This window comes from Nocardia sp. NPDC059229 (assembly GCF_042754165.1).
Lineage (GTDB): Bacteria > Actinomycetota > Actinomycetes > Mycobacteriales > Mycobacteriaceae > Nocardia.
This window is the reverse complement of the sequence record NZ_JBHZAK010000008.1, coordinates 111,607-136,128: the sequence shown is the minus strand read 5'-3', so window position 1 is coordinate 136,128 and position 24,522 is coordinate 111,607. Positions and strand designations below refer to the sequence as shown.

Sequence of the window (24,522 nt, the reverse complement as noted above, 5' to 3'; positions counted from 1 at the left end):
ATTTCGCGGGTAACAACTCAGTGTTCGATGCCCAGCGCGGCGACGTGTGGTCGCAGCACCTCGATCCACGCGGCGTAGCCCGCGCCCGACAGATGCAGTCCGTCACGGGTGAATTCGGGTCGCAGCGCGCCGTTCGCGTCGGCGAGCGCGGGCCACAGGTCGATGTACGCGGCGTCGGCCTCGGCGGCGACCTTCCATACGGCGGCGTTCAAGGTGTGAATCCGGTCCGCGAACTTCGCTTTTCGCGGCATGACGCTCTGCACGTGCAGGGGCGCGTGCGGGGCGCATTCGCGAATCTCGGTGACCAGCTCGCGCAGGTTCTCACCGACCCGGCCGGGGGACCGGCCGAGGCTGAGATCGTTGGTGCCGATGAGCAGGAAGACCGCCGCGGGCGCGTCGATCGCGGTGTCCAGCCGGGCGCGCAGATCATCGATGGTATTGCCGCTGATGCCGCGATTGATCGGCCGCACTTGCGGGAACCATTCGTCCCACAGGCCGCCCTCGGTGATGCTGTCGCCGAAGAACACCACGCGCCCGGCAGGAGTGGGCAATAGCGCGAACTGGGAGGCTCGCATGGCGATGGAGGTCCGCAGCATGTAGCCGCGACCCAGTCGATAGGTCAGCACGGCCGACCCTCGACGGCGGGCAGGGTGTTGGCGCGGGCGATCGAGCCCAACCAGGCCAGGCTGGGTTTGGGGGAGCGGGCGAAGGATGTGGGGTCGACCCCGATCAGTCCGAAAGTCGGCCGCCAGTGGCCCCATTCGTAGTTGTCCAGCGCCGACCAGTGCAGGTAACCGCGCACATCGATGTCGTCGGCCATGGCGCGCCCGAGATGACCGAGCGCCTCGGCGGTGTAGGCGATGCGGCGGGTGTCGTCGTCGGTGGCGATACCGTTCTCGGTGACCAGGATCGGCGTGCCGCCGGTCACCTGCCACGCGTGGCGGACGGCGATGCCCAGCGCGTCGGGGCGATACGCCCAGCCGGTGAGGGTGTTGCCCGGGTCATCCGGGTGGGGGATCGGGCCATCCGGTCCCACCAACCGGCTGGTATACGCCTGTGTGCCGACGAAGTCGTCCTCGCGCGCGGCCGCCAGATACGGGTCTTCCCACAGCCGATTCGCCTCGGCCAGTTGGTCTTCGCAGCCGGGGGCGGCCTCGAACGCCTGCTGCGCGACGCTCCACCCGACCGCGGCGTCGGTTTCGGCCTTCAGAATCTGGCTCGCGAGGTGGTGGGCCTCGATCAGGATGCGCTCCGCCTCCGGGTCCGGGTCGGGTAGTGCTCCGGCCGTGAATGCTTGCACCGCATGCTGATCCGGTACCGCGCGCTGCGCGCCGGCCATGGTGGCGACCATGTTCGGCTCGTTGATCGTGCAGACCCAGTTCACCTCGCCGAGGATGGGCGCCACGGTGGTCACGAACCGCGCGAAGTGGCCGACCGCGTGCCGGTTGGTCCAGCCGCCCAGCTCGGCGAACCAGCGCGGACCCATGAAGTGGTGCAGCGTGATCACCGGTGTCACACCGTGTTCGAGTGCGGTATCGATCATGCGGCGGTAGTGGGCGAGCGCCGCGCGGGAGACGTGTCCGTGCTCGGGTTCGATGCGGGCCCACTCGACGCCGAAGCGGTACGCGTTCAAACCGGCGTCCGCGAGCAGCGCCATGTCCTCGGGGTAGCGGTGATAGCTGTCGACCGCGTCGCCGCTGCGCTCGGACAGCAGCGGATGTGCGCCGTTCTCCAGCGCCCACCAATCGCTGGTTACGTTGTTGCCCTCGGTTTGATGCGGGGAAGTGACCGCGCCCCACAGGAATTCGGTGGGCAGAGTCGAGTTCATGCTCTGGCCACCCCATTGCGTCGCTGCATGGTCGGGAATCCTCTCCGCGCGGACGATGTCTATGTTGTCTCCCGAGTTATAGCAGACTGACTCATCGGTCGGTATGCTCGGTGATGCGGGGCCGAATCGCCCGCAGCGCCGGGTGGGGTAGCGGCGGTGCGGGTAACCTCGCCCGGCCTACTGGGTCAGATCCCGCCGTAATAGGCCGGTGAGCATGCGGACCGCGGCGACCATGTCCAGCGAGTCGTCGCGCAGCCAGAGTTCGGTCAAACCGGTGACCGCGCCCACCAGCAGCAGTGCGATGGCCCCGGCATCCACGTCGGCGCGAATCTCGCCGGCGGCGGCGCTCTGTTCGATGACCGTGGCCAGGTTGTCGCGATAGGTTCGGATGCGCTCGTTCGACCACTCGTGCGCCACATCCGGGGCATCGGCCGAGCCGAAAAGCGCGAGATGACTCATCCGGGTCAGCTCGGGAACGGCCCGGTTGCGTTCCGCCAGATCGTCGACGATATCCAGCGCCCGCAGGACCGCGGGACCCTCGTACTCCCGACCGACCTCGACCGCGTCGAAAGCCTGCTGGTCGCGTTCGGCCAGCACCGCCGACAGCAACGCTTCCTTGCTCGAAAAGTGGTGCAGCACGCCAGATCGGGTGATGCCCGCCGCTGCCGCGACCGCCGCCAATGAGGTGCCGCGATACCCCTTTTCGGCGAACAAAGTCATCGCGGCGGCAAGGATTTGACCGCGCCGCGCCGCTCCCGACTGCTCGGCGTCGCGTGTCCGCGCCATCTGCCCGACCTTTCACTCGCTGAACCGGATTCGCCGGATCGCTCCGTCGTAGCCAGCCTACTGTCCAGTCACCCTGCTCGATGGACGGGGCGGTGGTTGCGGGTTTCGATGAATTCAAGCAGGCTGACTGGTCAGTCTGTAAGCTCCTCGCTAACGTCGCCGCACAGTCTCGCGTTCGGGCCTGTCGCGGAGTGCGACGCATCATCTCGAATGTAAGGAGGGCCAGTTGATGGTTCCCAAGGGTGGCCGCATGGTGATCACCATGGTGGCGGTCGTGATGGCACTCGGGTTGTCCGCCTGTGGCGGCCACCAGGACACGGCCAAACCTGCCGCTGCCGCTACCTCGAAAGCCGCTGCGGCGCAGGGCAACTATCCGCCCGCCCCGAGCGTGGCGGACATCGACGCCGAGCTGAGAAAGCTCATGGATCCCACCGTCGCCAGCGATCAGAAGCTGGACCTGGTGCAGGGCGTTCAGGCCGATCCGACGCTGCCGCAGCGGCTTGCCGATGCCTACAAGCAGAACAACGTCACCCTCACGGTCATCAAGGTGTCCGACCGGGGCAATGGCGTGATCGATGCCGAGGCCCAGGTGTCGATCAGCGGCGGAGCGCCCAACCCCATGGTGGTGTCGCTCGTGGCCGAGGACGGGAAATGGAAGGTCCAGAAGGACTGGACCTGCAACACGCTGTCGCTGGTCGGCCAAACGTCCCCGGCCTGCCGCTGACCGAAACCGAAAGCTCCTGCAACCGGTCGGGTCCGTGCGGTGCCCATGCTGGTGGGCACCGCACGGAGGGAGCCTGGTGCCGTGATTGTTACTTGGCCGGTTGCGGTTTCGGAGCGGGCTGGTTGATGGTGGTGAAGTACTGGACTGCCGCCATGACGGCGACCGGAGCGGTGACCAGCAGGGTGCCCGCGAGGGTGCCGAGTGCGCCGACGGCCATCATGCCGCCGATGCAGCCGATGGCGGCGGCGGGTAGGAAGGCCCCGAAGAGGCCGATGATGACGGCGGCGGCGACGGTGGCCCCGGCGATTCCGCCGAGCAGGCAGCCCACGGCCGCGCCGCCGAGGCTGCCGACGATGGTGCCGATGCCCGCGCCCAGCTGGATGGTGGAGCCCATGCGCGCCCACGCGGCCTGCTCGCGATCGTATTCGGTGCGCCAGGGGGCCTGATCCTCGTAGGGCAGGGCGACCGGTGTGTAGGCGGCGTGTTCGGTGTCGAATTGCGGGGTGAGGATGGCGGTGTGGTCTTTGATATCGGCCTTGATCGGGAAGACGAAGTCGTCTACGCGAAAGGACAATTCGGTGCCCGCGAGCACCGCGCCATTGGCGGCCTTGATTTCGAAGACCCCATCCTCGACGGCCAGCGAGCCGCGGTCGGTCGTGATGATGGTCGAGGATTCGGCGGGCGTCGCGGTGTATTTGACCTCGGGTGCGTCTGAATCCGTTGTGGCACTGGATGTTCCAGCGGCAATGCTGAGCGCCGCGGCCACCAGTGTGGCCGTGGTAGTGATCTTTCTCATTTGGAGTTCTTCCGTTTCCAATAACTCCGCGATGGGCGCTATTCTGGAAACCAGGCGTCTGGCAGGACGTCCTGGCAGTAAGAAAAGTGTTGGTCCATAAGGCGGATGGCGTCCGCCGGGCTTTCATGGGTGCGTCGTCGCGTCCGTCCTTTCTTTCGGGATATGGACGTGACGGCCACCGCCGAGGTTCTCGCGAGGTCCATAGGGGACATGCACACGGGTAGCGGCGGGGCCGTCCGATTCAGTGGGGTCAGTTCATTCCCTGGTTCTCGGCGAACCGTCTCCAGCGGGCCGCGAGTTCGGCCGTGCGCGGCCGGTCCGGTGCGTGCCACGAAACCGGTAGGGTGAGCGCCCGCAAGCGCTGTTCGAGATCCTCGGCCAGATGCGCACGTCCGGTGGCGCGCAGATGCTGCGCGTAGGTGACGGGGTCGTTGTAGTAGGTCGGCCCGGTCTGCAGGGTGATCTGCATCGGGTCGGGTAGTGCGCCGGGACGTCCGGCGTAGGTGTTCCACCATTCGGCCAGTCGCGAACGCATGGCGGTGGCGAGTTCTGTCTCGTTCTCCAGCAGATCCGTTGTCAGATAAGGATCTTTGGTGACATCGAAGAGCTGTTCCCATTCGGCGCGAAAACAGCCGGGATGGTACGTGCGGATATAGAGGTGGTCACGGGTGCGCACGGCACGTTGATAGGTGTGCGCGCCGTGGCCGAGTACGAGGTATTCGCGGGAGTCGATGTGTTCGCCGCGTACCGCGTCGGCGAACGATTCACCTTGCCAGCCCGCGGGTTTCGGTAGTCCGAGTAGCTCGCACAGCGTCGGCGCGTAGTCGATGTTGTAGAGCAGGGCGTCGTTGCGGCGGCGCTCGGCGGGCACGTCGTCGGTGACGCCGGGCCAGTAGAACACCAGCGGCAACCGGTGGGTGGGCTCGTTGGCCAGGCCGTGTTCGGCGTAGGATCCGTTCTCGCCCAGAGATTCTCCGTGATCGGCGCTGACGATGATCGCGGTCTCCTCGGTGATGCCGAGTTCCTCGAGGACTGCCATCAGCTGTCCGAAGTGATGGTCCCAGTACGCGATCGCGCCGTCGAAGCCGTTGATCAAGTGCTCGAAGTCGGCGCGGTTGGTGATGGCGTCGGGCATATTGTGCGGTACGGGGGAGCGGCCGTCACTGGCGAGCGCGTAGTTGAGGTCCAGTGCGCTTCGGGGACCGTAGATTTCGGCGTGTGCGGCGATGGTGTCGGCGTCAGGCCATTCCTGCACGGGGCCGGATTCGGCCATCTTGTCGGTCCATTCGACCGGCTGGGTGTAGTTGGTGTGCGGTTCCCAGTAGGTCAGGTGCAGATACCAGTTGTCCTGGTCGGCGTGGCGGCGGATCCAGTCGATGGCGGCGCGGTTGACGTCGGCGGCGTCCTCGTCGCCCCAATTCGCGCTCGCGCGAATGGATTCGCGGAAATTGCCGTGGAAGTAGTAGGCCCGGTGCCGTTCGGCGAAGACCGAGACCGCCGCGGTGTGGTAGCCGCCGAACTGCAGCAGCTGCCCCAGCAACGGGCGGTCGGGTTCCGGGCCGTGCCCGGCGTCGAGCCGGAACTGGGCCGCAGGGCCGAAGTGCCCGATGACGCCGTTGGTGATGCCGAACTGACCACTGGTCAGCGCGGTGCGCGAGGGCATACAGGGGGAGTCGGAGCAGTAGTAGCGATCGAAGACCACCGATTTGTCGGCCAGCCGTTGCAGATTCGGCGTGGTCGGGCGGTGGTAGCCGTACGGGGTGGTGTGGTCGGCACGCAGGGTGTCGACATCGACATAGATGATGCGCAAAGCAAACCCTCACGGGGTCGATGGGAACGGAAGCGATTGCCGCGCCGCGGATCTCAGTCGGCGCGTCCGGATTCGAGCCGAGCCAGGGTGAGCTGCAGCCAGGCGATATAGGTCGCGGTCGACATGTAGCCGTGCTCATGCGCCAGGGTGTGGACCTCGCGGGCCCACTCCCCGTCCAGCTCGGGAATCTGCGGCTCATAGGACGCCGGGAAAGGCGAACCGGCCGAACGATTGTCGTGCTCGAGCCGATAGTTCAACTCGGTGCGCACGACTTCGATGGCGATCTCGCGATCGAGCTGCCCGGCGAAGATGAAGCGCAACTTGAAATCGGGATCCATGGGCCGACTCGCCGGCTCGAACGGCGAGCGGGCCCACTCCAGCAGCGCGTCGCGACCGGACGCGGTCAGGTGGTACACCTTCGCGTCCGGGCGGCCCTCGCGCGGATCGACCTCGAACTCGACCAGGCCCCGATCCACCAGGGCGCTGAGTCGCCGGTAGATCTGGGGTAGCTGGACGCCATAGCCGATGAAACGGCCCGGGCCCTCCATCCAGCGACGCAAGTCGTAGCCGGAATGGCGGCCCAGCGCCAGTACACCGAGGATGACGTAGTCGAGCTGCATCGATCTCCTATATTCACAGGAAGTTATATGGTTAGGATCACACTGTTCCTTTTGGATGTCAACAGGCTATTAGCTATGTGTTGATGTACATAGATCCGAGAGTTCGGTAGCGATCTGGCGCAGTTTCTCGGGTGTCAGCAACGCGCGTGACACAGCGGCGATATCGAGCAGCGAGGCCGAGCCCAGGGCCTGCAACATTTCCGTGTGGGTCAGCGCCGGCAGGTGCCGGTGCACGATCTCCGCCGATCGCCGGTCGACCAGCAGTCGGGAAATCGGTGACAGCACCGAGAATTCGCCGGCCGGGAACTCCTCGGGCCTGGGCAGCGGTTCCGAGGCCAGCGCCGCCTGGGCGCGCTGAGCGTGCACCTGGAGATGGCCGACGGTAACCGGTCCCTCGACGGGCTGGCCGCCGAGCGCACCGCACTGGCCTGGCGGCGCACCGCGGCCTCGGCGTGCGCGGTGGCGGCGCTGCTCGCGCACTACGCCCTGGTCGTGCACAGGATTCCAGATGCGGTTGCGGCGCTGGTGGCGGCGAGTCTGGGCCTGGCGTTGTCGATCGCGGCCTGGCGGCGAAATCACCTGCTGCGCAAAGGGTTCCGGCGACCTGCCACGGTTGTGATCCCGATCGTCGCGGTCGCGAGCGCGCTGGTGGCGGCCGCTTTCGCACTAGCGGTGGGAAGCGGGGTGGGCAGCTGACCGCCCCGGCTCTCGCCCGCGTCCCGAAATCGAGCTCGGACGGACCGGGCGAGCTCGCCCGCCGTGAACGTCCTGCCCGAGCCCAGAACAGACAGGAGTCGAGATGAGCACGTTGTCCAAGGTCGGATGGCTCGCCGCCGCGTCGGTGGTATTGGCCTGTGCCACACACGTTCCCGCGTCCGCGCAGCCCGCGGACCCGGCGCCGATCCGGATCGAGGAGACCGCCTATCCCACCGCGGACGGGCCCGAGCCGATGACTGTCTACCGTCCGGCGGAAGCGCGGACCGACATGCCGAGTACGGGTTTGGTGTTCGTGCACGTCGGTGCGTGGATCGGCGGCAAGCGGCAACTGCTCGACAGTGAGGCGCGGGAGGCGGCGAGCCGCGGGTTCGTCGTCTTCGACATCGATTACGACCTGGCAGCTCCCCGCGACCCCCGGCAGTACCGGGATGTGGAGGCCGCGATCGCCTACGTCCGCGATCACGCCGGCGAGCTCGGGGTGGGCCCGGACCGCCTTGGCGGCCTGGGCACTTCGGCCGGTGCGCATCTGCTCATGCAGGCGGTGGTGACCGATGGCGCGCCCCTGGCCGCCGTGGTGGGCTGGTCCGGTCCCTACGATTTGACCGTCAGGGCGACGCCCGAGGACGCGATGCTGTCGACCATGGCGGCGGTGGCGTTTCTGCAATGCGTGCCGCTGGTGCCGGATTGCGCCGACCGGGCCGCGTCCGCCTCGCCCGCACTGCACACCTCCGGATCGAATCCACCTGTCCTGCTGTTCAATTCCAGTGATGAACTGATGCCGCTCGATCAGATGACGACCTTCGCCGACCGCCTGCGCGGCAATGGCGTCCCCGTGCGGACCCAGATGCTGCCGGGCAAGCGGCACGCGGTGGCCTACGGCGACCACGCTATCGGACCGACGCTCGACTTCCTCGATCGACAATTGCGTTCCTCGTAGTCGAACCGCCCGGCCCGGATCAGCGCGCCGGGCGCAGGCAGCTGCCCGGCGCGTCGACGAGTGAGCAGGCGGTGGCGGGGTGTGCGGGGTGGTAGTCGTCGGGGACGCCGCCGTGTGTGATGATCGACCGATAGGTGTCGACGGCCGCGGTGGGTGTACGCGTGAGGGTCGGGTCGGTCTCGACGTTCACGGTGTAGAGCCCGAAACGCGGTGTGTAGCTGCCCCATTCGTAGTTGTCGGTGAGGCTCCAGTAGTTGTAGCCGATGACTTTCATACCGTCGTGGACCGCGCGTTCGACCCAGTAGACGCTGTCGGCGAGATGCTCGGCGCGCAGGTAGCCGTCGGCACGTGGCGCGGCGTCCTGAGTCGGCATGCCGTTCTCGACGACATAGAGCGGTCGCCCGGGATAGGTTTCGGCGTAGTGCCGAAGCGCGTAGTACAGGCCGTCGGGTGCGGGGCTCGCCTTCCACGGTTCGGAGAAGACGTTGGAGTAGCTCAGATCCGTCGGCGACATCGAGTAGTAGTAGTCCAGGCCGATGAAGTCGAGTTTGTCGGCGACCCGATCGAGGAACGTGGTGTCCACCGCGGCCTCCGCGAACGGGAAGTACGCGATGTTCGACGACACCTGCGCGCCGGGCTGCACGCTGTGGATGTAGTCGTAGATCTCCCGGTGCACGCGGACCCACCGGTCTACGGCGGTGGGCAACTCCGCCGGGCCGAGCCCGCCGACCTGCATCTCCTGGAAGGCGTAGGCGGACGGCTCGTTGATGGTGATCCAGAGCGGGTCGAAGCGGGCATAGCGGTCGACCACCCGGCGGGCGTTGGCCAGCCAGTCGGCGGTCATCTCGTCGTGCCGCCAGCCGCCACGGTCGAATTCCCAGCCGGGGTACACCCAGTGGTCGAGGGTGATCATCGGCCGCATGCCGGCGGCGTGGACGGCGGCGATCACGTCGTCGTAGTAGGCCCAGGCCGCCGGATCGTATTGGCCCGGAGCGGGTTCCAATCGTGCCCATTCGACGCTGAGGCGGAACACGCGCACCCCGAGGTCGCGGGCGCGCTCGATGTCGTCCCGATATCTGTGCAGGAAGTCGACCGAGGTGCCGACGGGGTCGTGTGCCTTTCCCGAGGCCGCGTAGCGCGACCAGTTGCTGTCGGGGGAGTCGCCCTCGGACTGGAAGCCCGAGCCTGAGACGCCCCAGAGGAATCCGGCGGGCAGTGGGCCCGCGGACGAGTCGCCGTCCGGTTCCGCGGTCGCCGGAGCTATCGAGAGCAGTACCAGCCCCGCCGCCACCGCGGCGATCCCGATTCTGGCGCGCATCCACACTCCTCGCTTCGATCTGCGCCGCCTGGGGCGGCGAGTTGCGCGCGATACTAGCTGACCGTTTAGTCAGTCTGCTAGCTCCCGATCGTGACGTGGCTCGAGGCTCGCGTCTGGATTGCCGGAAGAAACTTTGACGAATTCCCTAGCAGACTGACTCATCAGTCGGTACGTTGACGGTCATCGCGGTTAGCTCGGTCAGTCCGCCACGGAACATCTCCGCGGATTGCAGTCGCTGGGCCCGCGAGTCACCCGCACCGTCGGGTCAGCCGCCGCCGGAGCCGTCGGCGCAGCACGAAAGATGAGGAACCCCATGAAGAGTCGTCGCGCGGGCCTGATCGCGGCCTGGGCCGCCGCCGGTGTCGCGGTCACCGCCGCCACCGCCAATGCCGCCCCCGAACAGCCCGCTTCCCCGTCGCCGGTGAGCTACCACGCGAACCTGGCCGACGGGGGCGTCGTGGTCAGCCTGGACAGCGGCACCTTTGTCGAGACCACCGACGCCGTGCGGATCCGCGACGCCGCCGGGACCGTACTGGACTCACTGCCACTGGTTTTCGCACTCGACGAGCAGCGACTGCCGATCAAGGATCAGATCTCCGCCGACGGCCGCACCCTGCGGCTGACACCCGACACATCCGGGCTGGATCGAGCGGCGCTGAAGCCGGTCGCCTCCCCACTCGAGAACCAGCTGGCCATGAACGACCTGATCAACACGGTCAGCATCTCGACATCGGTGGGCAGCCTCATCGGTACCACCATCGGCGCGGTCGTCGGGGTCGGCGTCGGGTTCGCCCTTGCGGGCGCGTCCTGCCTCGTACTGAGCCTGGGCTGTGTGGTGGCGGTGTTGCCGATCGTCAGCTTGGTCGGCGGGGTCGGCGGCCTGACCGGTCTGGTCGTGGGTGGTGGCCCGACCACCGCCTACGCCATCTACCAGTACATCACCGCGCTAAACGCCTCTCCGGGGCAGAGCATCTACGCCCAGAACCTGCAGGGCAAGCCCGGTGTCCCGGCCCCGGCCGGGAACTGACGCGGTACGAGGACTGACGAGATGAAGCTTCGCTCAACACTTTCGGTGATGTCGTTGACGCTGTGCGCGGTCACCGTGGCGGCGGGCTCGGCCACCGCTGATGCCGGGGACACGGACACCGCACCGGCTTTCGCCGCCAAGATCGTCGGCGACTCCGTCGTCGCCGTACTCGACCATGCTCATGTCACCGCCACCGCGGACGGTCGCACCGTGGACATTCGCGGCCTGGACGGGGAGCCCGTGCTGAGCCTGCCGGCGGAATTCCTGCTCGACGGCCAGCGCCACCCCATGCGGTATCAGATTATGGACGCCGGGCGGGCGCTCGCGTTGACCCCCGACACCGGGTTGCGGCCGGTCGCCTCGCCGATGGAAAACCAGCTGGCGCTCAACGATTTCGCCTCGGACATGGCCAAGGCGCCGCTGGGCACTCTCGCGGGCGCGGTCATCGGCGCACTCGTCGGGGCCGTCATCGGGCTCGGCTCGTGCCTGGTGGTCGGGCCCGCGTGCCTGGCCACCGCGCCCGCCGCCATCGCGGTGTTCGCCGGTGCGGGAGGTGTCGCCGGGACCATCCTCGCCGGCGGTACGGCGCTGGCCGACGGGTTGTGGAAATACCTCACCACGGTGCAGGCCGCGCCGGGGGAGAGCGCCTATGCCGACCGGGGTGGCGTGCTGAACCCGGACGGTACCGGCGTCCCCGACGCGGTTCTACGACTGCCCAGTGGACTCGGCTCCGGCAGCAGCAGCGCCAGCAGCAGCGGCTCCGGCAAACACTGACGTTCCCGAAACACACAGAAAAGGAAGGATATTCATGCCTGTCATCGATTCCCTCTCCGGCCGCACCGCGGTCATCACCGGTGCCGCGAGCGGTATCGGCGCGGCTCTGGCCACGGAACTCGGCTCGCGGGGGATGTCCGTCGTGGTGGCGGACATCGACGGCACGGGGGCCGAATCCGTCGCGGCGGGACTGCGGAACAAGGGAATCGGTGCACTGGGCGTCCGAGTCGATGTCACCGACCCGGAATCCGTTGCCGCGCTGGCCGATGCCAGCTACGCCGAGTTCGGCTCGGTCGAATTGCTGTGCAGCAATGCGGGAGTGCTGCTGTTCGGCCCGGTCGCCGAGGCGGGCGTCGAGGACTGGCGCTGGTTGTCGGCGGTGAATGTGGAAGGAATGCTCAACTGCCTGCACGCCTTTCTGCCCAGGATGCGGGCCGCGAGCGGCTGGCGGCACATCATGACCACCGCCTCCACCCACGCCTTCCTGCCCGATACCCGGATGACGGGGCTCTACAGCGGTACCAAGCACGCCATCGTCGGGATCACGCTCGGGCTGCGTTCGGAGCTGGCCGACGAGGGTATCGGCGTCACGCTGCTGTGCCCGGGCCAGTCCGCCACCCGGATCCTCGATTCGCAGCGCAACCGTCCCGAGGCGTTCGGCCCGCGCGCCGCCGAACCGTTCGGGACCGGCGTCATTCCGATGGCGATCGCGCCCGAGGAGGTCGCTCGCCGGGCCGCGGACGCTGTGCTGCAGGGAGATCCGCTGGTCTTCGCGGTGCCGGAAGACCGGCGGGAGATCTTCCGTGCACAGGTGGAGGAGATGTGGCGGCTCGCCGACGACGCACTCGTCTCGGTGAGTCCCACCGTGAGCCTGCCGGACCATCATGGATGAATCCTTCACATCCGGTGGTTCGGCGGTGACCGGGTCCGCGCCCGGACCCGGGGTTGGGAGCGGCGCTGGTGACGTCGGACAGGCCAGCGGCCTGCCGCTCGCTCCGCGCCTGCGACGGCTGGCGATCACGCTGCCCTTCGCCAGCGCCGCTCCACAACTGGGGTTCGCCGTTTCGGGATACTTTCTCGCACTGCAGGTTCAGTCGATCGACGAGTCCGCGAAGGTCGGCAACCTGGCGATCGTGCACGCCTGCGGTGCCACCGCGGCCATGCTCGCCCAGCCGCTGATCGGCGTGCTGTCGGACCACACCCGCACACGACTCGGCGCCCGCCCGCCTTGGCTGCTCGCCGGTGCGCTGCTGGGCGCGGTCGGATTGCTCACGGCGGGACTGTCGCACACCGTCGCCATGCTCGTGATCGCCTCCATGGCAGTGCAATTCGGCTTGAACGCGGTCCACGGCCCGCTCACCGCGATCCTGCCCGACCGGGTCCCGAGGCAGCGACTCGGGCGCTTCTCAACCCTCGCCGGTCTGGGCACCATCGGCGCGGGTGTGCTCGGACCGGTGCTCGCCTCGCAGTTCCGCACCCGCATTCCGCTCGGTTACGCCTGCTGCGCCGGGCTGGTGGTGCTCATCGTGGTGGCGTTCGTGGGGCTCAATCCCGGTGCTGACAATCGCGATCGTTCGCGAGCGGGCTTCTCGTGGAAGGGGTTTCTGCGTGGATTCTGGGTCGATCCGCGCCGCCATCCGGACTTCGCCTGGGCGTTCGCGGGCCGGTTCCTCATCCTCGGCGGCTATTACATGGTGCTCGGCTACCACCTGTATCTCGCACAGAACTACATCGGATTGAGTCAAGCCCACGCGGCCCGGCTGGTCCCACTGATCGCGGTGGTCGCGCTGCCGGGCTTCCTGGTCGCCATCGCGGTCGCGGGACCGATCTCGGATCGGATCGGCCGGCGCAAGCCGCTGGCGCTGCTCGGCGGATTGGTGATCGCCGCCGCGCCGCTGCTGCCGCTGTTGTGGCCGACCGTCGCGGGCATGATGATCTCCGGGGCCGTGGTGACCGTCGGATTCGGGATCTATCTCGCGGTCGATCAGGCGCTGGTCACCGAAATCTTGCCCAGTGCAGAGGATTTCGCCAAAGACCTCGGGGTTCTCAATATCGCGGCCACCCTGCCGAACGTCCTCGCCCCGCTCGCGGCGGCGGCCATCGTGAGTCTTTCCGGCACGTACGGGGCCATCTATCTCGCGGCGTCGATCGTCGCGACGGCGGGCGCGCTGGCGGTCCTGCCCATCAGAGGCGTCCGTTGAACGCGGCCGACCGCGTCCGTCGACCTTTCGAATCAGAACCGAGAAAGCATCTTTCATGATCTCGCGTATCGCTCTCACCGCTCTGTCCGTCGCCCTCACCGCGGCGGCCGCCGCCCCAGCGCTTGCCGATGAAGCGCCGCCGGTCGCCGGAACCGTTGTGCCGGAACGGGATACGTTCTACAGTGCGCCGGCGGATCTCGGTTCCTATCGGAACGGGCAGTTGGTGTCGAGCCGGGAGGTCGGCGCCCGCCTCGCGGTCGCGGTGCGCGCCTGGCAACTGGCCTTCCGCACCAACGATTCACACGGGAACCCCGTGCTCGGCGTCACCACCGTCCTGGTGCCGGTCGCGCCGTGGACCGGGCCCGGTGCGCGTCCGGCCGTGTCCGAGCAGATCGCCGAGGACTCCACCGGCACCCGGTGCGCGCCCTCCTACGGAATCGCCACGGGCAACCTGCAATCGGGTGACCAGATCACGGCGATGCTGCAAAAGGGCTGGGCGGTGGTGGTACCCGATTTCGAAGGCCCGAATTCGGCGTTCCTGGCTGGACCGCAGGCCGGTCACGCGGTGCTCGACAGCGTCCGCGCGGTTGGGCAATTCGACGCGGCCGGGTTGGGGCCGGAGACCCCGTGGGGGTTGGACGGCTTTTCCGGGGGCGCGGCGGCCAGCGCGTGGGCCGCCGAGCTCCAGCCTTCCTACGCACCGGAACTCGTCTTCGTCGGTGCCGCCGTGGGCGGAGTGCCCGCGAACCTGCCCGTCGTGATGCGAAACGTCGACGGCGGCATGTACTCCGGATTCCTCATGGGCGTGACGGTCTCGTATCAGCGGGAATTCCCGGAGTCCGGCATCGGCGACATGCTCAACGAACGCGGTCGCGCCGACACGGTCGCGGCCGCCGATCTCTGCGTGGTCGACCTGCTGATCCGCTACCCGTTCCGCCGCCTGTCCGAGAGCACCGCCATCGACCCCTACCGCGCCGACAGCCCGTTGATGGCAGCGCTGCAACGCAATTCGCTCGGCGCCACCGCGCCGCGCATGCCGATCTACGACTACCACTCCGACGCCGACGACGTCGTGCCCGTCGGTCAGGCCGACGATCTGGTGAGCGCCTGGCGGCGTGGCGGCGCTACGGTCGTCACCTCGCGCGTGCCCACCGGATCGCACGTGCAGGAGGCGGGGCGTGGACAGGCTCCGGCGCAACAGTTTCTGGCCGAACGCTTCGCGGGAGGCGATCCGGTCGCCGACGCCGACCTGGATCGCCCCGTAGGCCGCTGACCCACATCGTCCGCCGGTTCGCTGACCGGTCCGGAGCGCGTCTGCACAGCGGGACCCTCGCTGGGATGACCGTGCAGTCGTTTGTCTGCTGCGGATAGTTGATCGGTGGTCACCGCCGCGGATTCGGCATCAGATTTGGCATCACAACAGGGTGGGACCGATGGTTCAGCCTGGGATCAGGCGGACAGCGCGGACGATCGATATCTCGCTGACCTGTACAGGCAGGACGCAGCGGTATGGGATGGCATGCCCTGGACCGTTTTCCGTTGGCTCATAACCCAGAGGTCGCAGGTTCAAATCCTGTCCCGGCCACTAACGAGGGCGGTCCTGACCGGTTGGTTTCAGGACCGCCCTCGATCTTTGTCGAGGTTCTTGGCAACGGATTTGGCAACTCGCCGATCGATCTGGGTCCGCCCGGTGTATGAGAACTGCGAAATGCATTGCTACCAGGTGAGTTTCGGTGGATCCAGCGGAACGGAGCGGGACGCTGAGATCGCTGGGGTGCCAACCCTGCGATCCGAGGGGGATAGGACCCTGGATGCATAGCCGATTGAGGGGCAGGCTGTCCGGGGTTCGCGGGGTCGATGGACCTGTCGCAGATTCGAACCCTGGCGGCCGATATCTACAGCATCGACGACAATCCGCCTGGGCTGGAACCGATCTGGCCGCGCGTCCACCGCGATCGCAGGCGTCGGCGTCTGCCAATTCGCGGTGATCGCTCTCCGGCTGCGGCTATTGCACGCCGCCAACCCTGTCCGGCGTAGGCGGGGCGTCACAAGTACCGGCGCGACCGCAGTATCTGAGAACAAGAACAACAGGTTCCCGAACCTGTCGGTCGGGAAGCTCTGGTAGTCGGCGAGTTTCGCTGCGACGGTGGACGGGGTCTCGGTGCCGGTGTCGTATTCGAGGAAGAACCGCACCGCGCGGCCCGTCGCGTTCCGGCAGTCGCGCCCGTCCGGGTGGATCGCCCGCGATGTCGGCCAGGTACTCGATGAAATGGTCCGCTAAGTTTGCGGCAGCCTGGGGAAGTGGAGTTCTGTTGGTTCCCAACTCATTGGCCGGATCTGGGGCAAGGGCCGCGGACACCGTGAAGGTCGAGGCCGCCTGCTCAGCTGGCTGTTATCGGGTGTTGTTCGACGGCCTTGGTGGTGTTGCGGATGGCGCGCAAGAGTAGGGCGGCGGTGATCACCACCAGGGGTGCCGGAGTCGGCTCGGCGATGATGGCGCACACGACACCCCAGGCGAGCACTGTCCAGGCCAGGAAGGCGGGTGGAACGATTCCGTGCCGGGTCATCCACATCACGAGCAAGCCGACGAGGGTGAGTGGCAGGCCGAAGCCGGCTGGGTTCGCCCAGAAGGCGTTGGCCGACTCGGTGTCTTCCCACCAGTGGCCCCAGAGCTGTAGCGACAGCCAGTTCCCGATCTGCGCCGAACTGAGCAATAGTCCGACAGTCAGGTGCCCGGCGCCAATGAATGCGAGAACGCCGCCTGCCCACTTGATCATCTGATTCTCACAGGGTTGCTGCATCGCGCGCCTCCAGGTAGTTATACGGTACCGTATAACTCCGAGCTTACGATCGTGTATGTGGCTCCCTATAGATGCTGTGGGTGTGGTGATTGGCACGTTGTGATTGGGTATGTCAGTCAGATATGTTGCGCTGCTTTTACTTTCGGTTGATCGGTCAATCGCGACCATCGCGATGGCAGGGCATCGTCACCCTGCTATATCGCGGTGATCGCGATCCGGGTGCGGCTACTGGACGCCGCCGACCATGTCCGGCGTCAGGTGAGACGCCCTGCTGCGGCGATGGTCAGGGCGATGTCGACGATCATGTCCTCCTGGCCGCCGACCAGCCCACGTCGACCGGCCTCCATTAGCAGGGTGCGTGTGTCGATGCCGTAACGCGCGCCGGCGGTTTCGGCGTGGCGCAGGAAGCTGGAGTACACCCCGGAGTAGCCGAGGGTCAGGGTTTCGCGGTCGACACGGACCGGCCGGTCCTGCAGCGGGCGGACGAGATCGTCGGCCGCGTCTTGCAGGGCGAAGACGTCGCAGCCGTGTCGCCACTCCAGCAAGTTCGCGACCGCGATGAACGCTTCGATCGGGGTGTTTCCGGCACCGGCGCCGTGACCGGCCAGCGAGGCGTCGACGCGGATGGCGCCGTGTTCGACGGCGGTGACGGAGTTTGCCACCGACAACGAGAGGTTCTCGTGGGCGTGAATGCCTATTTCGGTTCCGTGGTCGAGAGTGTCGCGGTATACCCGAATGCGTTCGCGCACATCGTCCATGGTGAGTCGGCCGCCAGAGTCCGTGACATAGACACAATGCGCGCCATAGCTTTCCATCAGCTTCGCCTGCGCGGCCAGATCCGGGGCCGACGCCATATGGCTCATCATCAGGAAGCCGGCGACGTCCATGCCCATCTCACGTGCCGTCGAAATATGCTGGGCGGCAACATCGGCCTCGGTGCAGTGGGTGGCGATGCGCACCGACCGGACACCCAGCTCGTAGGCGCGGCGCAGCTCCGCGACCGTGCCCACGCCGGGAAGCAGCAGCGTGGTCAGGCGGGCCCGGTCGATATTGGCGGCGGCTGCCTCGAGCCACGCCCAGTCACTGTGTGAACCGGGACCGTAGTTGACCGATCCGCCCGCGAGGCCATCGCCGTGGGCGACCTCGATGGCGTCCACCCCCGCGGCGTCGAGGGCGGCCACGATCGTACCGACGTCCTCCGGTGTGATTCGGTGGCGAACCGCGTGCATGCCGTCGCGCAGGGTGACGTCCTGGATGAAGAGGCTGGTCGGGCTCATCGAGCGTTCTCCTTCTGCGACTGCGCGATTCGCTCCGCGACCCGGACGGCCGCCGAGGTCATGATGTCGAGGTTCCCGGCGTAGGCGGGCAGATAGTCCGCGGCGCCCTCGACCTCCAGGAACACCGAGACACGGTGGGTCGGCATGCCGCGCGCGCCGTCGGTCAGCAGTGTGTGCACCGGCTCGCCGGACGGAATCGGGTCGATCTGGACCTGTTGTTTGAGGCGATAGCCGGGCACGTAGGCCGCGACCTCGCCGACCATCTGCTCGATCGAGGCCCGGATTCGCTCGTGGCTACCGGTATCGGCGGCGTCGACCAGGCAGTAGACCGTGTCGCGCATGATCAGCGGTGGCTCGGCCGGATTGAGAATGATGACCGCCTTGCCGCGCTCGGCGCCGCCGACCTTTTCGATTGCGTGCGAGGTGGTTTCGGTGAACTCGTCGATATTGGCCCGGGTGCCCGGCCCCGCGGACCGCGACGAGATGGAGGCGACGATCTCGGCGTAGGCGACGCGCGTCACGCGCGAGACGGCGGCCACGATCGGAATGGTGGCCTGCCCGCCGCAGGTCACCATGTTCACGTTGGGGGAGTCGAGGTGATCGCCGAGATTGACCGCGGGCACGACGAACGGTCCGATCGCGGCCGGAGTCAGATCGATCATGCGTTTACCCAGCGGTGCGAGCCGAGTGTGGTTGTGCTCGTGGGCCTTCGCCGATGTCGCGTCGAAGACGATGTCGATGTCGTCGAAGCCGGGCATGCGGAGCAGCCCGTCCACGCCGTCGGATGTCGTCGCAACGTTCATGGCCGCCGCCCGCGCGAGCCCGTCGGAGGCCGGGTCGATGCCGACCATGGCGGCCGTCTCGAGGACCGGGGAGCGCCGCAGTATCTTGACCATCAGGTCGGTGCCGATGTTCCCGGACCCGATGATCGCGACCTTGGTGCGAACAATGCTGTCACTCAAGGGATTACCTTTCACGAGAAGGACGCCGACACCTGGCCGAGTCCGTGGATGTGCACGTCGACGACCGCGCCCGCAGGGACGGGGCGCATCGGCCCCAGGGCGCCGGACAAGATCACTTGCCCGGCCCTGAGCGGATTCCCGAAGGTCCGTGCCTGCCGCGCGAGCCACGACAGCGCGTGCAGTGGATCGCCCAGGCAGGCGGCCCCGGTGCCGGTCGACACCACCTCGCCGTCGATCTCCATGCGCATGGTCACCGTGGCCGGTTCCAGTTCGTCGAGGGTCTTCTGCTCCGCGCCGAGCACATAGACACCGCTGGAGGCGTTGTCGGCGACGGTGTCGGCGAACGAGATGTCCCAGTCGATGATTCGACTGTCGACGATCTCGAGCGCCGCGAGCGCCGCGCCGACCGCCCGGCGGCACTGGGCATCGTCGAGCGGCCCGTCGGCGAGATCCGCGGCGAGGACGAACGCGATCTCCGCCTCCACCCGCGGTTGCAACAGCCGCGCGAGCGGAATTTCGTCGCCATGCGCGAAGGCCATGTCGGAGAACAGGACTCCGAAATCGGGCTGGTCCACACCCAACTGCCGCTGGACCGCCGCCGAGGTCGCGCCGATCTTGCGCCCGACCACCTCGGCTCCCGCGCCGACCCGAATGGCGTTGCAGTGCTCCTGGATTCGGTAGGCGGTGCGCACGTCGTCCGGGCCGATCAGGTCGCGCAATGGCGCGCAGGGGCGGCGGGTCGCGGTGGCCTCCGTCAGACGTCGTGCCGCGCGGGCGACGATCGCCTCGTCGACAACCGATGACATGACAACCTCCTTGGTGTCGTACTGTGAGGGCGGCGATCAGTCCACCTCGGCCCTCGGGGCCCGCGCAGTAAATCCGGTCCGGTGAGTGGACCGGTCGCAGGAATTGAGGCATTCCCATGATTTCGAGCCTGGATCCGCGCTCGGTACTGGGGCGGATCGTGTTGATCCTGGACGCTTTCGAGGTCGGGGACAATGCGATCGGCCTGTCCGAGCTGGCCCGGCGAACCGGCCTGCCGAAGGCCACCGTGCACCGGATGTGCCAGGACCTGGTCACGGCGCGCCTGCTCACCCCGTCCTCGGACGGCTACGGCCTGGGGCGCGGATTGTTCGAACTCGGCCTGCGCGCCTCCGTCGAGAGCGCGCTGCTCGAGGTGGCGATCCCGTTCATGCAGGACTTGTACGCCCACACCCGTGAGACCGTTCACCTCGGCGTACTCGACGGCGACGAGGTCGTCTACCTCAGCAAGATCGGCGGCCACCGCCAGGCGCCCGCGCCATCGCGGGTCGGCGGTCGAATGCCCCTGTACTGCACGGCGATCGGCCGGGTCCTGCTGGCCCACTGTGATTCGTCCACCGTCGACCGGATCCTGTCCGGCCGTCTGATCCGCCGCACCCCGCGCACGATCGTCGGAGCGGGCCTGCTGCGCGCCCAGCTCGACCGCGTGCACGCAGACGGCGTCGCCTTCGAGTACGAAGAATCCTCGGTCGGGATCGCCTGCATCGCGGCCCCCATCCGCGGCGTCGGCGGCCAGCTTGCCGCGATCTCGGTCACCGGTCCCACCTCGCGTTTTCGCCCCGGCGAACATATCGGTCCGGTGCGCGCGGCCGCGGTCGGCGTGGAAGCCATCCTGGCCCGGCGGTCGCGGCCGAATCCCCGCTGACCCACCCCGCCTCTTGACGCCTTGCCGCAGCCGGTCTTATCGTTCGATCAATCAATCAATTGATCAATCGAACGACCGGAAGAGGTTGTGTAGATGGCGCAAACCGTTGCCGACCGTGACGTCACACGAACACATGTCGTCGAGGCCGGGGGAATTCCGACCAAGGTCCTGACCGCGGGATCGGGCCGCCCGCTCGTGCTGCTGCACGGTTCCGGTCCGGGGGTCTCGGCGGCGGCGAACTGGTCCGGCCTGATCCCGGAGCTCGCCCGGGACTTCCAGGTGATCGCACCCGATATCGCCGGGTTCGGCGCCTCGATCGGGTCCGCGGGCACCACGTACGGGATCAAGCTCTGGGTGCGCCAACTCGTCGAGTTGCTCGACGCGCTCGAATTGCCCTCAGCGACCCTGCTGGGCAATAGTTTCGGCGGCGGCCTGTCCCTCGCCGCGGCGCTGAAACATCCGGAGCGGGTCGACGGGCTCGTCCTGCTCGGTACGCCGGTCGGAACCTTCGAGATGACCGAAGGGCTGCGCTCCGGCTGGCATTACGAACCGAGCGAAGCCGAAATGCGCCGGATTCTACGGATATTCGCGCACGATCCTGCCCTCGTGACCGACGAGATGGTTCGCGAGCGGTACGAGGCCAGTGCCCGTCCCGGCGCACAGGACGCCTACCGCCGTCTCATTCCCGAACCCGGCCCGGAGGGAACGCCGGTCAAGGGCGTGCCGGAGGAGTCGCTGCGCACCATCGCGCAGCCGACACTCGTCCTGCATGGCCGGGAGGATCTCGTCATTCCGGTCGAACTTGCCTGGCGCGCAGCGCATCACATCCCGAACGCCGACCTGAAAGTGTTCTCGCGGTGCGGCCACTGGGTGCAGTTGGAGCGACGCGACGAATTCCTCTGTGAGGTCCGCGATTTCCTGGGCGGGCTGTCATGAGTCGATCGGGTTTGGACAAGGCGCTCTACGACATCGTCGCGGGCAAACAGGCGCGCGACAGTTTCGTCTCGGACACCGGTGGATTCCTCGACAGGTACCGGCTCGACCCGGACGAGCGCGCGGCCGTGGGTGGCATCGACCTCCCCGCGTTGCAGGACCGGGGCGCGAATCCCATGTTGCTGTGGGGGCTGTGGATGACCTTCGGCGATCGCAGCCTGCCCGGCTATCTGGCCGAACTCCGAGGCGGACAAACCCTCTCGATCTGGAAGGACCGTAAGAATGGCTGAGCTGGTGGGCGGTTTCCTTGTGCCGCACGACCCGATGGTCCTCACCGATCCGCAGGCGCCGCCCGAGGCGATCCGGGAGCGAATCTTCGACGCGTACGCCGAGGTGGCAAGGCGGGTAGCGGATCTCGCCGCCACGACCCTGATCATTATCGGCACTGACCACTATCTACTGTTCGGCCCGGGCTGCTTGCCGCAGGCGCTGATCGGCATCGGGGATGTCGACGGGCCGCTGGAACGTCTTCCGGGCATGCGCAAGCGGCAGTTTCCGGACAACCAGGCGCTGGCGCGCCATCTGGTGAGTCACGGGCACCACACCGGAATCGATTGGGCCGTAGCCGATTCCCTGACCGTCGACCATTCCGTCGCGATCCCGTACTTCCGCATCGGCGCCGATGCGGAGTTGCCGGTGATTCCGATCTATCTGGCCTGCGGGGTCGAGCCGCTGCTGCCGCTGCGGCGGGCCGCGCAGATCGGGGCGAATCTGAAGGAGGCCGTGGAGAGTTGGGACGGGAACGAGCGGGTGGTCGTCATCGGAAGCGGTGGCATCAGCCACTGGGTCGGCACCGGCGACATGGGCCGGGTGAACGAGACCTTCGATCGCATGGTCCTGGATCTCGTCGCCGCGGGCGATGTGGAGACCCTCGCCTCGCTGCGCGATGAGTACATCCTCGACCACGGCGGCAACGGCGGTCTGGAGATCAGGAACTTCGTGGCCGCCATGGCCGCGCTCGGCCCGTGCACGGGCACTGTCATCGCCTATGAGGCTGTGCCGGAATGGATTACCGGTCTCGGGTTCGCCGAACTCATCCCGAATCGGGTCGCGGAAGCGATCGTGTCATGACCACCGGTACCTCGGCCGCGTGCCATCTCGGGCCGGTCGGTCTGCTCGACGGCCGGGAGATGGTGCGTGTGACTCCGGACGGATGGCCGCCGCTGCTCGTCTACCGCGTGGACGGTGAGATCTACGTGACCGCCGATACCTGCACCCACGCCACCGCGTCGCTGTCGGAGGGCGAGCTGGAGGGCCACACCATCGTTTGCCCGGTGCACTGGGCCGAATTCGATATCCGCACCGGTCGTGCGCTGTGTTTCCCGGCCACCCAGGCTCTGGCCACCTATGAGGCGTCGATCGACGACGGCCAGATCTATGTGCGCAGTAGTAGGAGCAAGGGAAGTGACGAACAATGAGTAAACCGCTATCGGCGGCCTTGGACCTCCAGCTGTTGAACGAGGGCCTGCTGCCGCGCGACATCTTCTGGTCGGAGGCGATCTACCAGCGCGAACTCGAGCGGATCTTCGCCCGCGCCTGGGTGTTCATCGCACACGAAAGCCAACTGCCGCAGGCCGGTTCGTTCCTCACCACCCGGATCGGAGAGGACGAGGTGATCGTCGTCCGCAACCGCGACGGCCGGGTGGGGGCGTTCCTGAACAGCTGCCCGCACCGGGGCAACCGTGTCTGTTCGGCGGAGGTCGGGGTCGCGCGCGGCTTCGTCTGCAACTACCACGGCTGGTCGTTCGGTCTGGACGGGTCGCTGCGCGGCATGCACGAATCCGGTTCCTACGACCGTGAACCCGGCTTCGACCGCTCCCGGGTGGGCCTGACTCCGGTGGCCCAGGTCGAGGGCTACAAGGGCCTGCTGTTCGCGACCTTCGACCCGAGCGCGCCGCCGCTCACCGAATTCCTCGGCGATTTCACGTTCTATCTCGACGTCATGCTCGACAACGATCCGGGCGGAACCGAATTCGCCGGCGGCTGCATCTCCTCGATTCTCGGCTGCAATTGGAAGATCGCCGCCGAGAACTTCGCCGGCGACGCGCTGCACGCCGGATGGACACACGCCTCCGGAGCCGAGGCGATGCTCGGCGGGCCGGTGGCCACACTCGGCGACGAGGCCAACGAGAGCTATCATGTCAATGCCAACGGCCACTGCTGGGAATTCAACCTCGACGGCGTCGGTAATGCGGCCACGCTCGGGGACAAACGCATCCTGGACTATCTGCGCGAGCAACGCGACGTGTTCGAGGCCCGACTCGGATCGACCCGGGCCAAGATGGTCGGCTCGGTCAGCTCGGCGAATGTTTTCCCCAACTTCTCGTTCCTGCCCGGCCAGAACACCTTCCGCACCTGGCAGCCGCTCGGCCCCCACAAGACCGAGCTGCGCACCTGGGTACTGGTCAATCGTGATGCGCCGCAAGAGGTCAAGGACGCCTGGAAGAAGGGCGCGATGCTGACCTTCTCGCCATCCGGCGTCTTCGAAATGGACGACGGCGAGAACTGGGAGGGTTCGACGCACAGCAATCGTGGATTCGTGACCCGCCAACAGCCGCTGCACTACGGACTCGGCCTGGAGAGTCGCGTCGACCACCCCGAACTGCCCGGCAACGTGTACCGCGGGCAGATCAACGACGCCAATCAACGAGCGTTCTACCGCCAGTGGTCGAAGATGATGACCTCGAGCGACTGGGACGAACTCCTGGACAAGGGGCCTCGCGATGACACCGACCGCTGACCCGAAAACGATCGAAAACATCGATATCAACCTCTATGTCGAGGTCGCGGCGTTCGCCGCGCGGGAAGCGCGACTACTCGACGAGGAACGCTATCCGGAATGGCTGGCGCTGTTCACCGAGGACGCGACCTACTGGGTGCCCGGCATCGAGAACCGTGGCCGCCACGACCGCTCCGGCACCCACGCGCCGCACCGCATGGCGTACTTCGACGACACTGTCGCCGATCTCCGGCATCGGGTGGACCGATTCACCGCGCCGACGGCGTGGGCCGAGGATCCGGCGACTCGGCATCTGCATGTCATCTCCAATATCGAAGTCGAATTGTGCGATATACCAGGGGAATTGACCGTGCGCTCGGTCTTCGTGAACTACCGGGGCCAGGGCGGCAACGACTCCGCGGTCCTGTACGGCAGGCGGGTCGACCGCTTGCGACGCGTGGACGGGCGACTGCGCATCGCAGCGCGAAAGGTCCTGCTGAGCCACGCGACGCTGCCCGCCAAGAACATCAACACCTTCTTCTGAT

28 protein-coding genes are annotated in these 24,522 nt (G+C 67.2%); 15 read left to right on the top strand and 13 right to left on the bottom strand.

Translation table 11 applies throughout. The features are described from left to right. Positions 1 to 17: 17 nt before the first annotated feature. From ACFXHE_RS20005 to ACFXHE_RS19995, 3 genes are all read right to left on the bottom strand, one after another. Positions 18 to 626, bottom strand: coding sequence for a GDSL-type esterase/lipase family protein (locus ACFXHE_RS20005; protein ID WP_379385022.1), 609 nt, complete (start codon positions 624 to 626; stop codon positions 18 to 20). Then, a complete protein-coding gene (locus ACFXHE_RS20000) occupies positions 620 to 1,828 on the bottom strand; it encodes a glycoside hydrolase family 1 protein (protein ID WP_379385020.1) in 1,209 nt (402 codons plus the stop codon). The genes ACFXHE_RS20005 and ACFXHE_RS20000 overlap by 7 nt, the downstream gene beginning before the upstream one ends. 177 nt (positions 1,829 to 2,005) lie before the next feature. Beyond that, a complete protein-coding gene (locus tag ACFXHE_RS19995; protein ID WP_379385018.1) occupies positions 2,006 to 2,614 on the bottom strand; it encodes a TetR family transcriptional regulator in 609 nt (202 codons plus the stop codon). A 226-nt stretch (positions 2,615 to 2,840) separates the two neighbouring features. On the opposite strand from ACFXHE_RS19995, the gene ACFXHE_RS19990 reads away from it, so the two are divergent. Beyond that, positions 2,841 to 3,338 carry a hypothetical protein gene (locus tag ACFXHE_RS19990; RefSeq protein WP_379385016.1) on the top strand — a complete coding sequence of 166 codons (498 nt, stop codon included), beginning with the start codon at positions 2,841 to 2,843 and terminating at the stop codon, positions 3,336 to 3,338. Positions 3,339 to 3,426: 88 nt separating this feature from the next. On the opposite strand, the gene ACFXHE_RS19985 is transcribed toward ACFXHE_RS19990, so the two are convergent. The 4 genes from ACFXHE_RS19985 to ACFXHE_RS19970 all read right to left on the bottom strand — a co-directional run bounded on the left by ACFXHE_RS19985 (position 3,427) and on the right by ACFXHE_RS19970 (position 6,930). After that, positions 3,427 to 4,134, bottom strand: coding sequence for a hypothetical protein (locus tag ACFXHE_RS19985; protein WP_379385014.1), 708 nt, complete (start codon positions 4,132 to 4,134; stop codon positions 3,427 to 3,429). A 250-nt stretch (positions 4,135 to 4,384) separates the two neighbouring features. Continuing rightward, on the bottom strand, positions 4,385 to 5,944 hold the full coding sequence (locus tag ACFXHE_RS19980; RefSeq protein ID WP_379385012.1) for a sulfatase: 1,560 nt from the start codon (positions 5,942 to 5,944) through the stop codon (positions 4,385 to 4,387). 53 nt (positions 5,945 to 5,997) lie between these two features. Continuing rightward, positions 5,998 to 6,564 carry a PadR family transcriptional regulator gene (locus tag ACFXHE_RS19975; RefSeq protein WP_379385010.1) on the bottom strand — a complete coding sequence of 189 codons (567 nt, stop codon included), beginning with the start codon at positions 6,562 to 6,564 and terminating at the stop codon, positions 5,998 to 6,000. Between the two features lie 69 nt (positions 6,565 to 6,633). After that, positions 6,634 to 6,930 (bottom strand): hypothetical protein, encoded by a 297-nt coding sequence (locus ACFXHE_RS19970; RefSeq protein WP_379385008.1) that lies wholly within the window; start codon positions 6,928 to 6,930, stop codon positions 6,634 to 6,636. Here ACFXHE_RS19970 and ACFXHE_RS19965 point away from each other — a divergent pair. Continuing rightward, the gene (locus tag ACFXHE_RS19965; protein WP_379385006.1) at positions 6,925 to 7,260 is read left to right on the top strand and encodes a DUF202 domain-containing protein; all 336 of its coding nucleotides are present in this window, start codon (positions 6,925 to 6,927) and stop codon (positions 7,258 to 7,260) included. The genes ACFXHE_RS19970 and ACFXHE_RS19965 overlap by 6 nt on opposite strands. A 103-nt stretch (positions 7,261 to 7,363) precedes the next feature. After that, on the top strand, positions 7,364 to 8,218 hold the full coding sequence (locus tag ACFXHE_RS19960; protein WP_379385004.1) for an alpha/beta hydrolase: 855 nt from the start codon (positions 7,364 to 7,366) through the stop codon (positions 8,216 to 8,218). Positions 8,219 to 8,237: 19 nt separating this feature from the next. On the opposite strand, the gene ACFXHE_RS19955 is transcribed toward ACFXHE_RS19960, so the two are convergent. After that, the gene (locus ACFXHE_RS19955) at positions 8,238 to 9,536 is read right to left on the bottom strand and encodes a family 1 glycosylhydrolase (RefSeq protein ID WP_379385002.1); all 1,299 of its coding nucleotides are present in this window, start codon (positions 9,534 to 9,536) and stop codon (positions 8,238 to 8,240) included. A 313-nt stretch (positions 9,537 to 9,849) separates the two neighbouring features. Here ACFXHE_RS19955 and ACFXHE_RS19950 point away from each other — a divergent pair, with 313 nt between their 5' ends. From ACFXHE_RS19950 to ACFXHE_RS19930, 5 genes are read left to right on the top strand one after another with little or no spacing between them, the layout of a single operon-like run. Next, a complete protein-coding gene (locus tag ACFXHE_RS19950; protein ID WP_379385000.1) occupies positions 9,850 to 10,563 on the top strand; it encodes a hypothetical protein in 714 nt (237 codons plus the stop codon). Positions 10,564 to 10,611: 48 nt separating this feature from the next. Then, positions 10,612 to 11,337 (top strand): hypothetical protein, encoded by a 726-nt coding sequence (locus ACFXHE_RS19945; RefSeq protein ID WP_379384998.1) that lies wholly within the window; start codon positions 10,612 to 10,614, stop codon positions 11,335 to 11,337. 34 nt (positions 11,338 to 11,371) lie between these two features. Then, positions 11,372 to 12,229, top strand: a complete 858-nt coding sequence (locus ACFXHE_RS19940) for an SDR family NAD(P)-dependent oxidoreductase (protein ID WP_379384996.1) — start codon at positions 11,372 to 11,374, stop codon at positions 12,227 to 12,229. After that, on the top strand, positions 12,222 to 13,538 hold the full coding sequence (locus tag ACFXHE_RS19935; protein WP_379384994.1) for an MFS transporter: 1,317 nt from the start codon (positions 12,222 to 12,224) through the stop codon (positions 13,536 to 13,538). The genes ACFXHE_RS19940 and ACFXHE_RS19935 overlap by 8 nt, the downstream gene beginning before the upstream one ends. A 55-nt stretch (positions 13,539 to 13,593) precedes the next feature. Then, positions 13,594 to 14,811: a lipase family protein gene (locus tag ACFXHE_RS19930; RefSeq protein WP_379384992.1), complete on the top strand. Its 1,218-nt coding sequence runs from the start codon at positions 13,594 to 13,596 to the stop codon at positions 14,809 to 14,811. A gap of 443 nt (positions 14,812 to 15,254) precedes the next feature. On the opposite strand, the gene ACFXHE_RS19925 is transcribed toward ACFXHE_RS19930, so the two are convergent. The 5 genes from ACFXHE_RS19925 to ACFXHE_RS19905 form a co-directional block, all read right to left on the bottom strand. Continuing rightward, positions 15,255 to 15,776, bottom strand: a complete 522-nt coding sequence (locus tag ACFXHE_RS19925; RefSeq protein ID WP_379385381.1) for a replication-relaxation family protein — start codon at positions 15,774 to 15,776, stop codon at positions 15,255 to 15,257. Positions 15,777 to 15,919: 143 nt separating this feature from the next. Then, positions 15,920 to 16,315 (bottom strand): DUF6463 family protein, encoded by a 396-nt coding sequence (locus ACFXHE_RS19920; protein ID WP_379384990.1) that lies wholly within the window; start codon positions 16,313 to 16,315, stop codon positions 15,920 to 15,922. Between the two features lie 278 nt (positions 16,316 to 16,593). Next, the gene (gene dmpG, locus ACFXHE_RS19915; RefSeq protein WP_379384988.1) at positions 16,594 to 17,616 is read right to left on the bottom strand and encodes a 4-hydroxy-2-oxovalerate aldolase; all 1,023 of its coding nucleotides are present in this window, start codon (positions 17,614 to 17,616) and stop codon (positions 16,594 to 16,596) included. After that, positions 17,613 to 18,566 (bottom strand): acetaldehyde dehydrogenase (acetylating), encoded by a 954-nt coding sequence (locus ACFXHE_RS19910; protein ID WP_379385379.1) that lies wholly within the window; start codon positions 18,564 to 18,566, stop codon positions 17,613 to 17,615. The genes dmpG and ACFXHE_RS19910 overlap by 4 nt, the downstream gene beginning before the upstream one ends. Positions 18,567 to 18,589: 23 nt before the next feature. After that, the gene (locus ACFXHE_RS19905; RefSeq protein WP_379384986.1) at positions 18,590 to 19,384 is read right to left on the bottom strand and encodes a 2-keto-4-pentenoate hydratase; all 795 of its coding nucleotides are present in this window, start codon (positions 19,382 to 19,384) and stop codon (positions 18,590 to 18,592) included. Positions 19,385 to 19,500: 116 nt separating this feature from the next. Between ACFXHE_RS19905 and ACFXHE_RS19900 the strand changes: the two genes are divergently transcribed. The 7 genes from ACFXHE_RS19900 to ACFXHE_RS19870 all read left to right on the top strand — a co-directional run bounded on the left by ACFXHE_RS19900 (position 19,501) and on the right by ACFXHE_RS19870 (position 24,521). Further along, the gene (locus ACFXHE_RS19900) at positions 19,501 to 20,265 is read left to right on the top strand and encodes an IclR family transcriptional regulator (RefSeq protein WP_379384984.1); all 765 of its coding nucleotides are present in this window, start codon (positions 19,501 to 19,503) and stop codon (positions 20,263 to 20,265) included. Positions 20,266 to 20,358: 93 nt separating this feature from the next. Next, the gene (locus ACFXHE_RS19895) at positions 20,359 to 21,201 is read left to right on the top strand and encodes an alpha/beta fold hydrolase (protein WP_379384982.1); all 843 of its coding nucleotides are present in this window, start codon (positions 20,359 to 20,361) and stop codon (positions 21,199 to 21,201) included. Further along, a complete protein-coding gene (locus tag ACFXHE_RS19890) occupies positions 21,198 to 21,488 on the top strand; it encodes a hypothetical protein (RefSeq protein WP_379384980.1) in 291 nt (96 codons plus the stop codon). The genes ACFXHE_RS19895 and ACFXHE_RS19890 overlap by 4 nt, the downstream gene beginning before the upstream one ends. Beyond that, on the top strand, positions 21,481 to 22,329 hold the full coding sequence (locus ACFXHE_RS19885) for a hypothetical protein (protein WP_379384979.1): 849 nt from the start codon (positions 21,481 to 21,483) through the stop codon (positions 22,327 to 22,329). The genes ACFXHE_RS19890 and ACFXHE_RS19885 overlap by 8 nt, the downstream gene beginning before the upstream one ends. Further along, positions 22,326 to 22,676: a non-heme iron oxygenase ferredoxin subunit gene (locus ACFXHE_RS19880; protein WP_379384977.1), complete on the top strand. Its 351-nt coding sequence runs from the start codon at positions 22,326 to 22,328 to the stop codon at positions 22,674 to 22,676. Before ACFXHE_RS19885 ends, ACFXHE_RS19880 begins: the two co-directional genes overlap by 4 nt. Next, entirely contained in the window at positions 22,673 to 23,998 is a 1,326-nt protein-coding gene (locus ACFXHE_RS19875) for an aromatic ring-hydroxylating dioxygenase subunit alpha (RefSeq protein ID WP_379384975.1), read from the top strand. Before ACFXHE_RS19880 ends, ACFXHE_RS19875 begins: the two co-directional genes overlap by 4 nt. Then, a complete protein-coding gene (locus ACFXHE_RS19870) occupies positions 23,982 to 24,521 on the top strand; it encodes a 3-phenylpropionate/cinnamic acid dioxygenase subunit beta (protein ID WP_379384973.1) in 540 nt (179 codons plus the stop codon). The genes ACFXHE_RS19875 and ACFXHE_RS19870 overlap by 17 nt, the downstream gene beginning before the upstream one ends. Position 24,522 lies beyond the last annotated feature (1 nt).

Excerpts from the sequence above, each read along its gene's own strand:
- ACFXHE_RS20000 (WP_379385020.1), bottom strand. The coding sequence starts at position 1,828 with ATGAACTCGACTCTGCCCACCGAATTCCTGTGGGGCGCGGTCACTTCC.
- ACFXHE_RS19995 (WP_379385018.1), bottom strand. The coding sequence starts at position 2,614 with ATGGCGCGGACACGCGACGCCGAGCAGTCGGGAGCGGCGCGGCGCGGT.
- ACFXHE_RS19985 (WP_379385014.1), bottom strand. The coding sequence starts at position 4,134 with ATGAGAAAGATCACTACCACGGCCACACTGGTGGCCGCGGCGCTCAGC.
- ACFXHE_RS19975 (WP_379385010.1), bottom strand. The coding sequence starts at position 6,564 with ATGCAGCTCGACTACGTCATCCTCGGTGTACTGGCGCTGGGCCGCCAT.
- ACFXHE_RS19960 (WP_379385004.1), top strand. The coding sequence starts at position 7,364 with ATGAGCACGTTGTCCAAGGTCGGATGGCTCGCCGCCGCGTCGGTGGTA.
- ACFXHE_RS19955 (WP_379385002.1), bottom strand. The coding sequence starts at position 9,536 with ATGCGCGCCAGAATCGGGATCGCCGCGGTGGCGGCGGGGCTGGTACTG.
- ACFXHE_RS19950 (WP_379385000.1), top strand. The coding sequence starts at position 9,850 with ATGAAGAGTCGTCGCGCGGGCCTGATCGCGGCCTGGGCCGCCGCCGGT.
- ACFXHE_RS19945 (WP_379384998.1), top strand. The coding sequence starts at position 10,612 with ATGTCGTTGACGCTGTGCGCGGTCACCGTGGCGGCGGGCTCGGCCACC.
- ACFXHE_RS19940 (WP_379384996.1), top strand. The coding sequence starts at position 11,372 with ATGCCTGTCATCGATTCCCTCTCCGGCCGCACCGCGGTCATCACCGGT.
- ACFXHE_RS19935 (WP_379384994.1), top strand. The coding sequence starts at position 12,222 with ATGGATGAATCCTTCACATCCGGTGGTTCGGCGGTGACCGGGTCCGCG.
- ACFXHE_RS19930 (WP_379384992.1), top strand. The coding sequence starts at position 13,594 with ATGATCTCGCGTATCGCTCTCACCGCTCTGTCCGTCGCCCTCACCGCG.
- ACFXHE_RS19920 (WP_379384990.1), bottom strand. The coding sequence starts at position 16,315 with ATGATCAAGTGGGCAGGCGGCGTTCTCGCATTCATTGGCGCCGGGCAC.
- dmpG (WP_379384988.1), bottom strand. The coding sequence starts at position 17,616 with ATGAGCCCGACCAGCCTCTTCATCCAGGACGTCACCCTGCGCGACGGC.
- ACFXHE_RS19905 (WP_379384986.1), bottom strand. The coding sequence starts at position 19,384 with ATGTCATCGGTTGTCGACGAGGCGATCGTCGCCCGCGCGGCACGACGT.
- ACFXHE_RS19900 (WP_379384984.1), top strand. The coding sequence starts at position 19,501 with ATGATTTCGAGCCTGGATCCGCGCTCGGTACTGGGGCGGATCGTGTTG.
- ACFXHE_RS19895 (WP_379384982.1), top strand. The coding sequence starts at position 20,359 with ATGGCGCAAACCGTTGCCGACCGTGACGTCACACGAACACATGTCGTC.
- ACFXHE_RS19890 (WP_379384980.1), top strand. The coding sequence starts at position 21,198 with ATGAGTCGATCGGGTTTGGACAAGGCGCTCTACGACATCGTCGCGGGC.
- ACFXHE_RS19885 (WP_379384979.1), top strand. The coding sequence starts at position 21,481 with ATGGCTGAGCTGGTGGGCGGTTTCCTTGTGCCGCACGACCCGATGGTC.
- ACFXHE_RS19880 (WP_379384977.1), top strand. The coding sequence starts at position 22,326 with ATGACCACCGGTACCTCGGCCGCGTGCCATCTCGGGCCGGTCGGTCTG.
- ACFXHE_RS19875 (WP_379384975.1), top strand. The coding sequence starts at position 22,673 with ATGAGTAAACCGCTATCGGCGGCCTTGGACCTCCAGCTGTTGAACGAG.
- ACFXHE_RS19870 (WP_379384973.1), top strand. The coding sequence starts at position 23,982 with ATGACACCGACCGCTGACCCGAAAACGATCGAAAACATCGATATCAAC.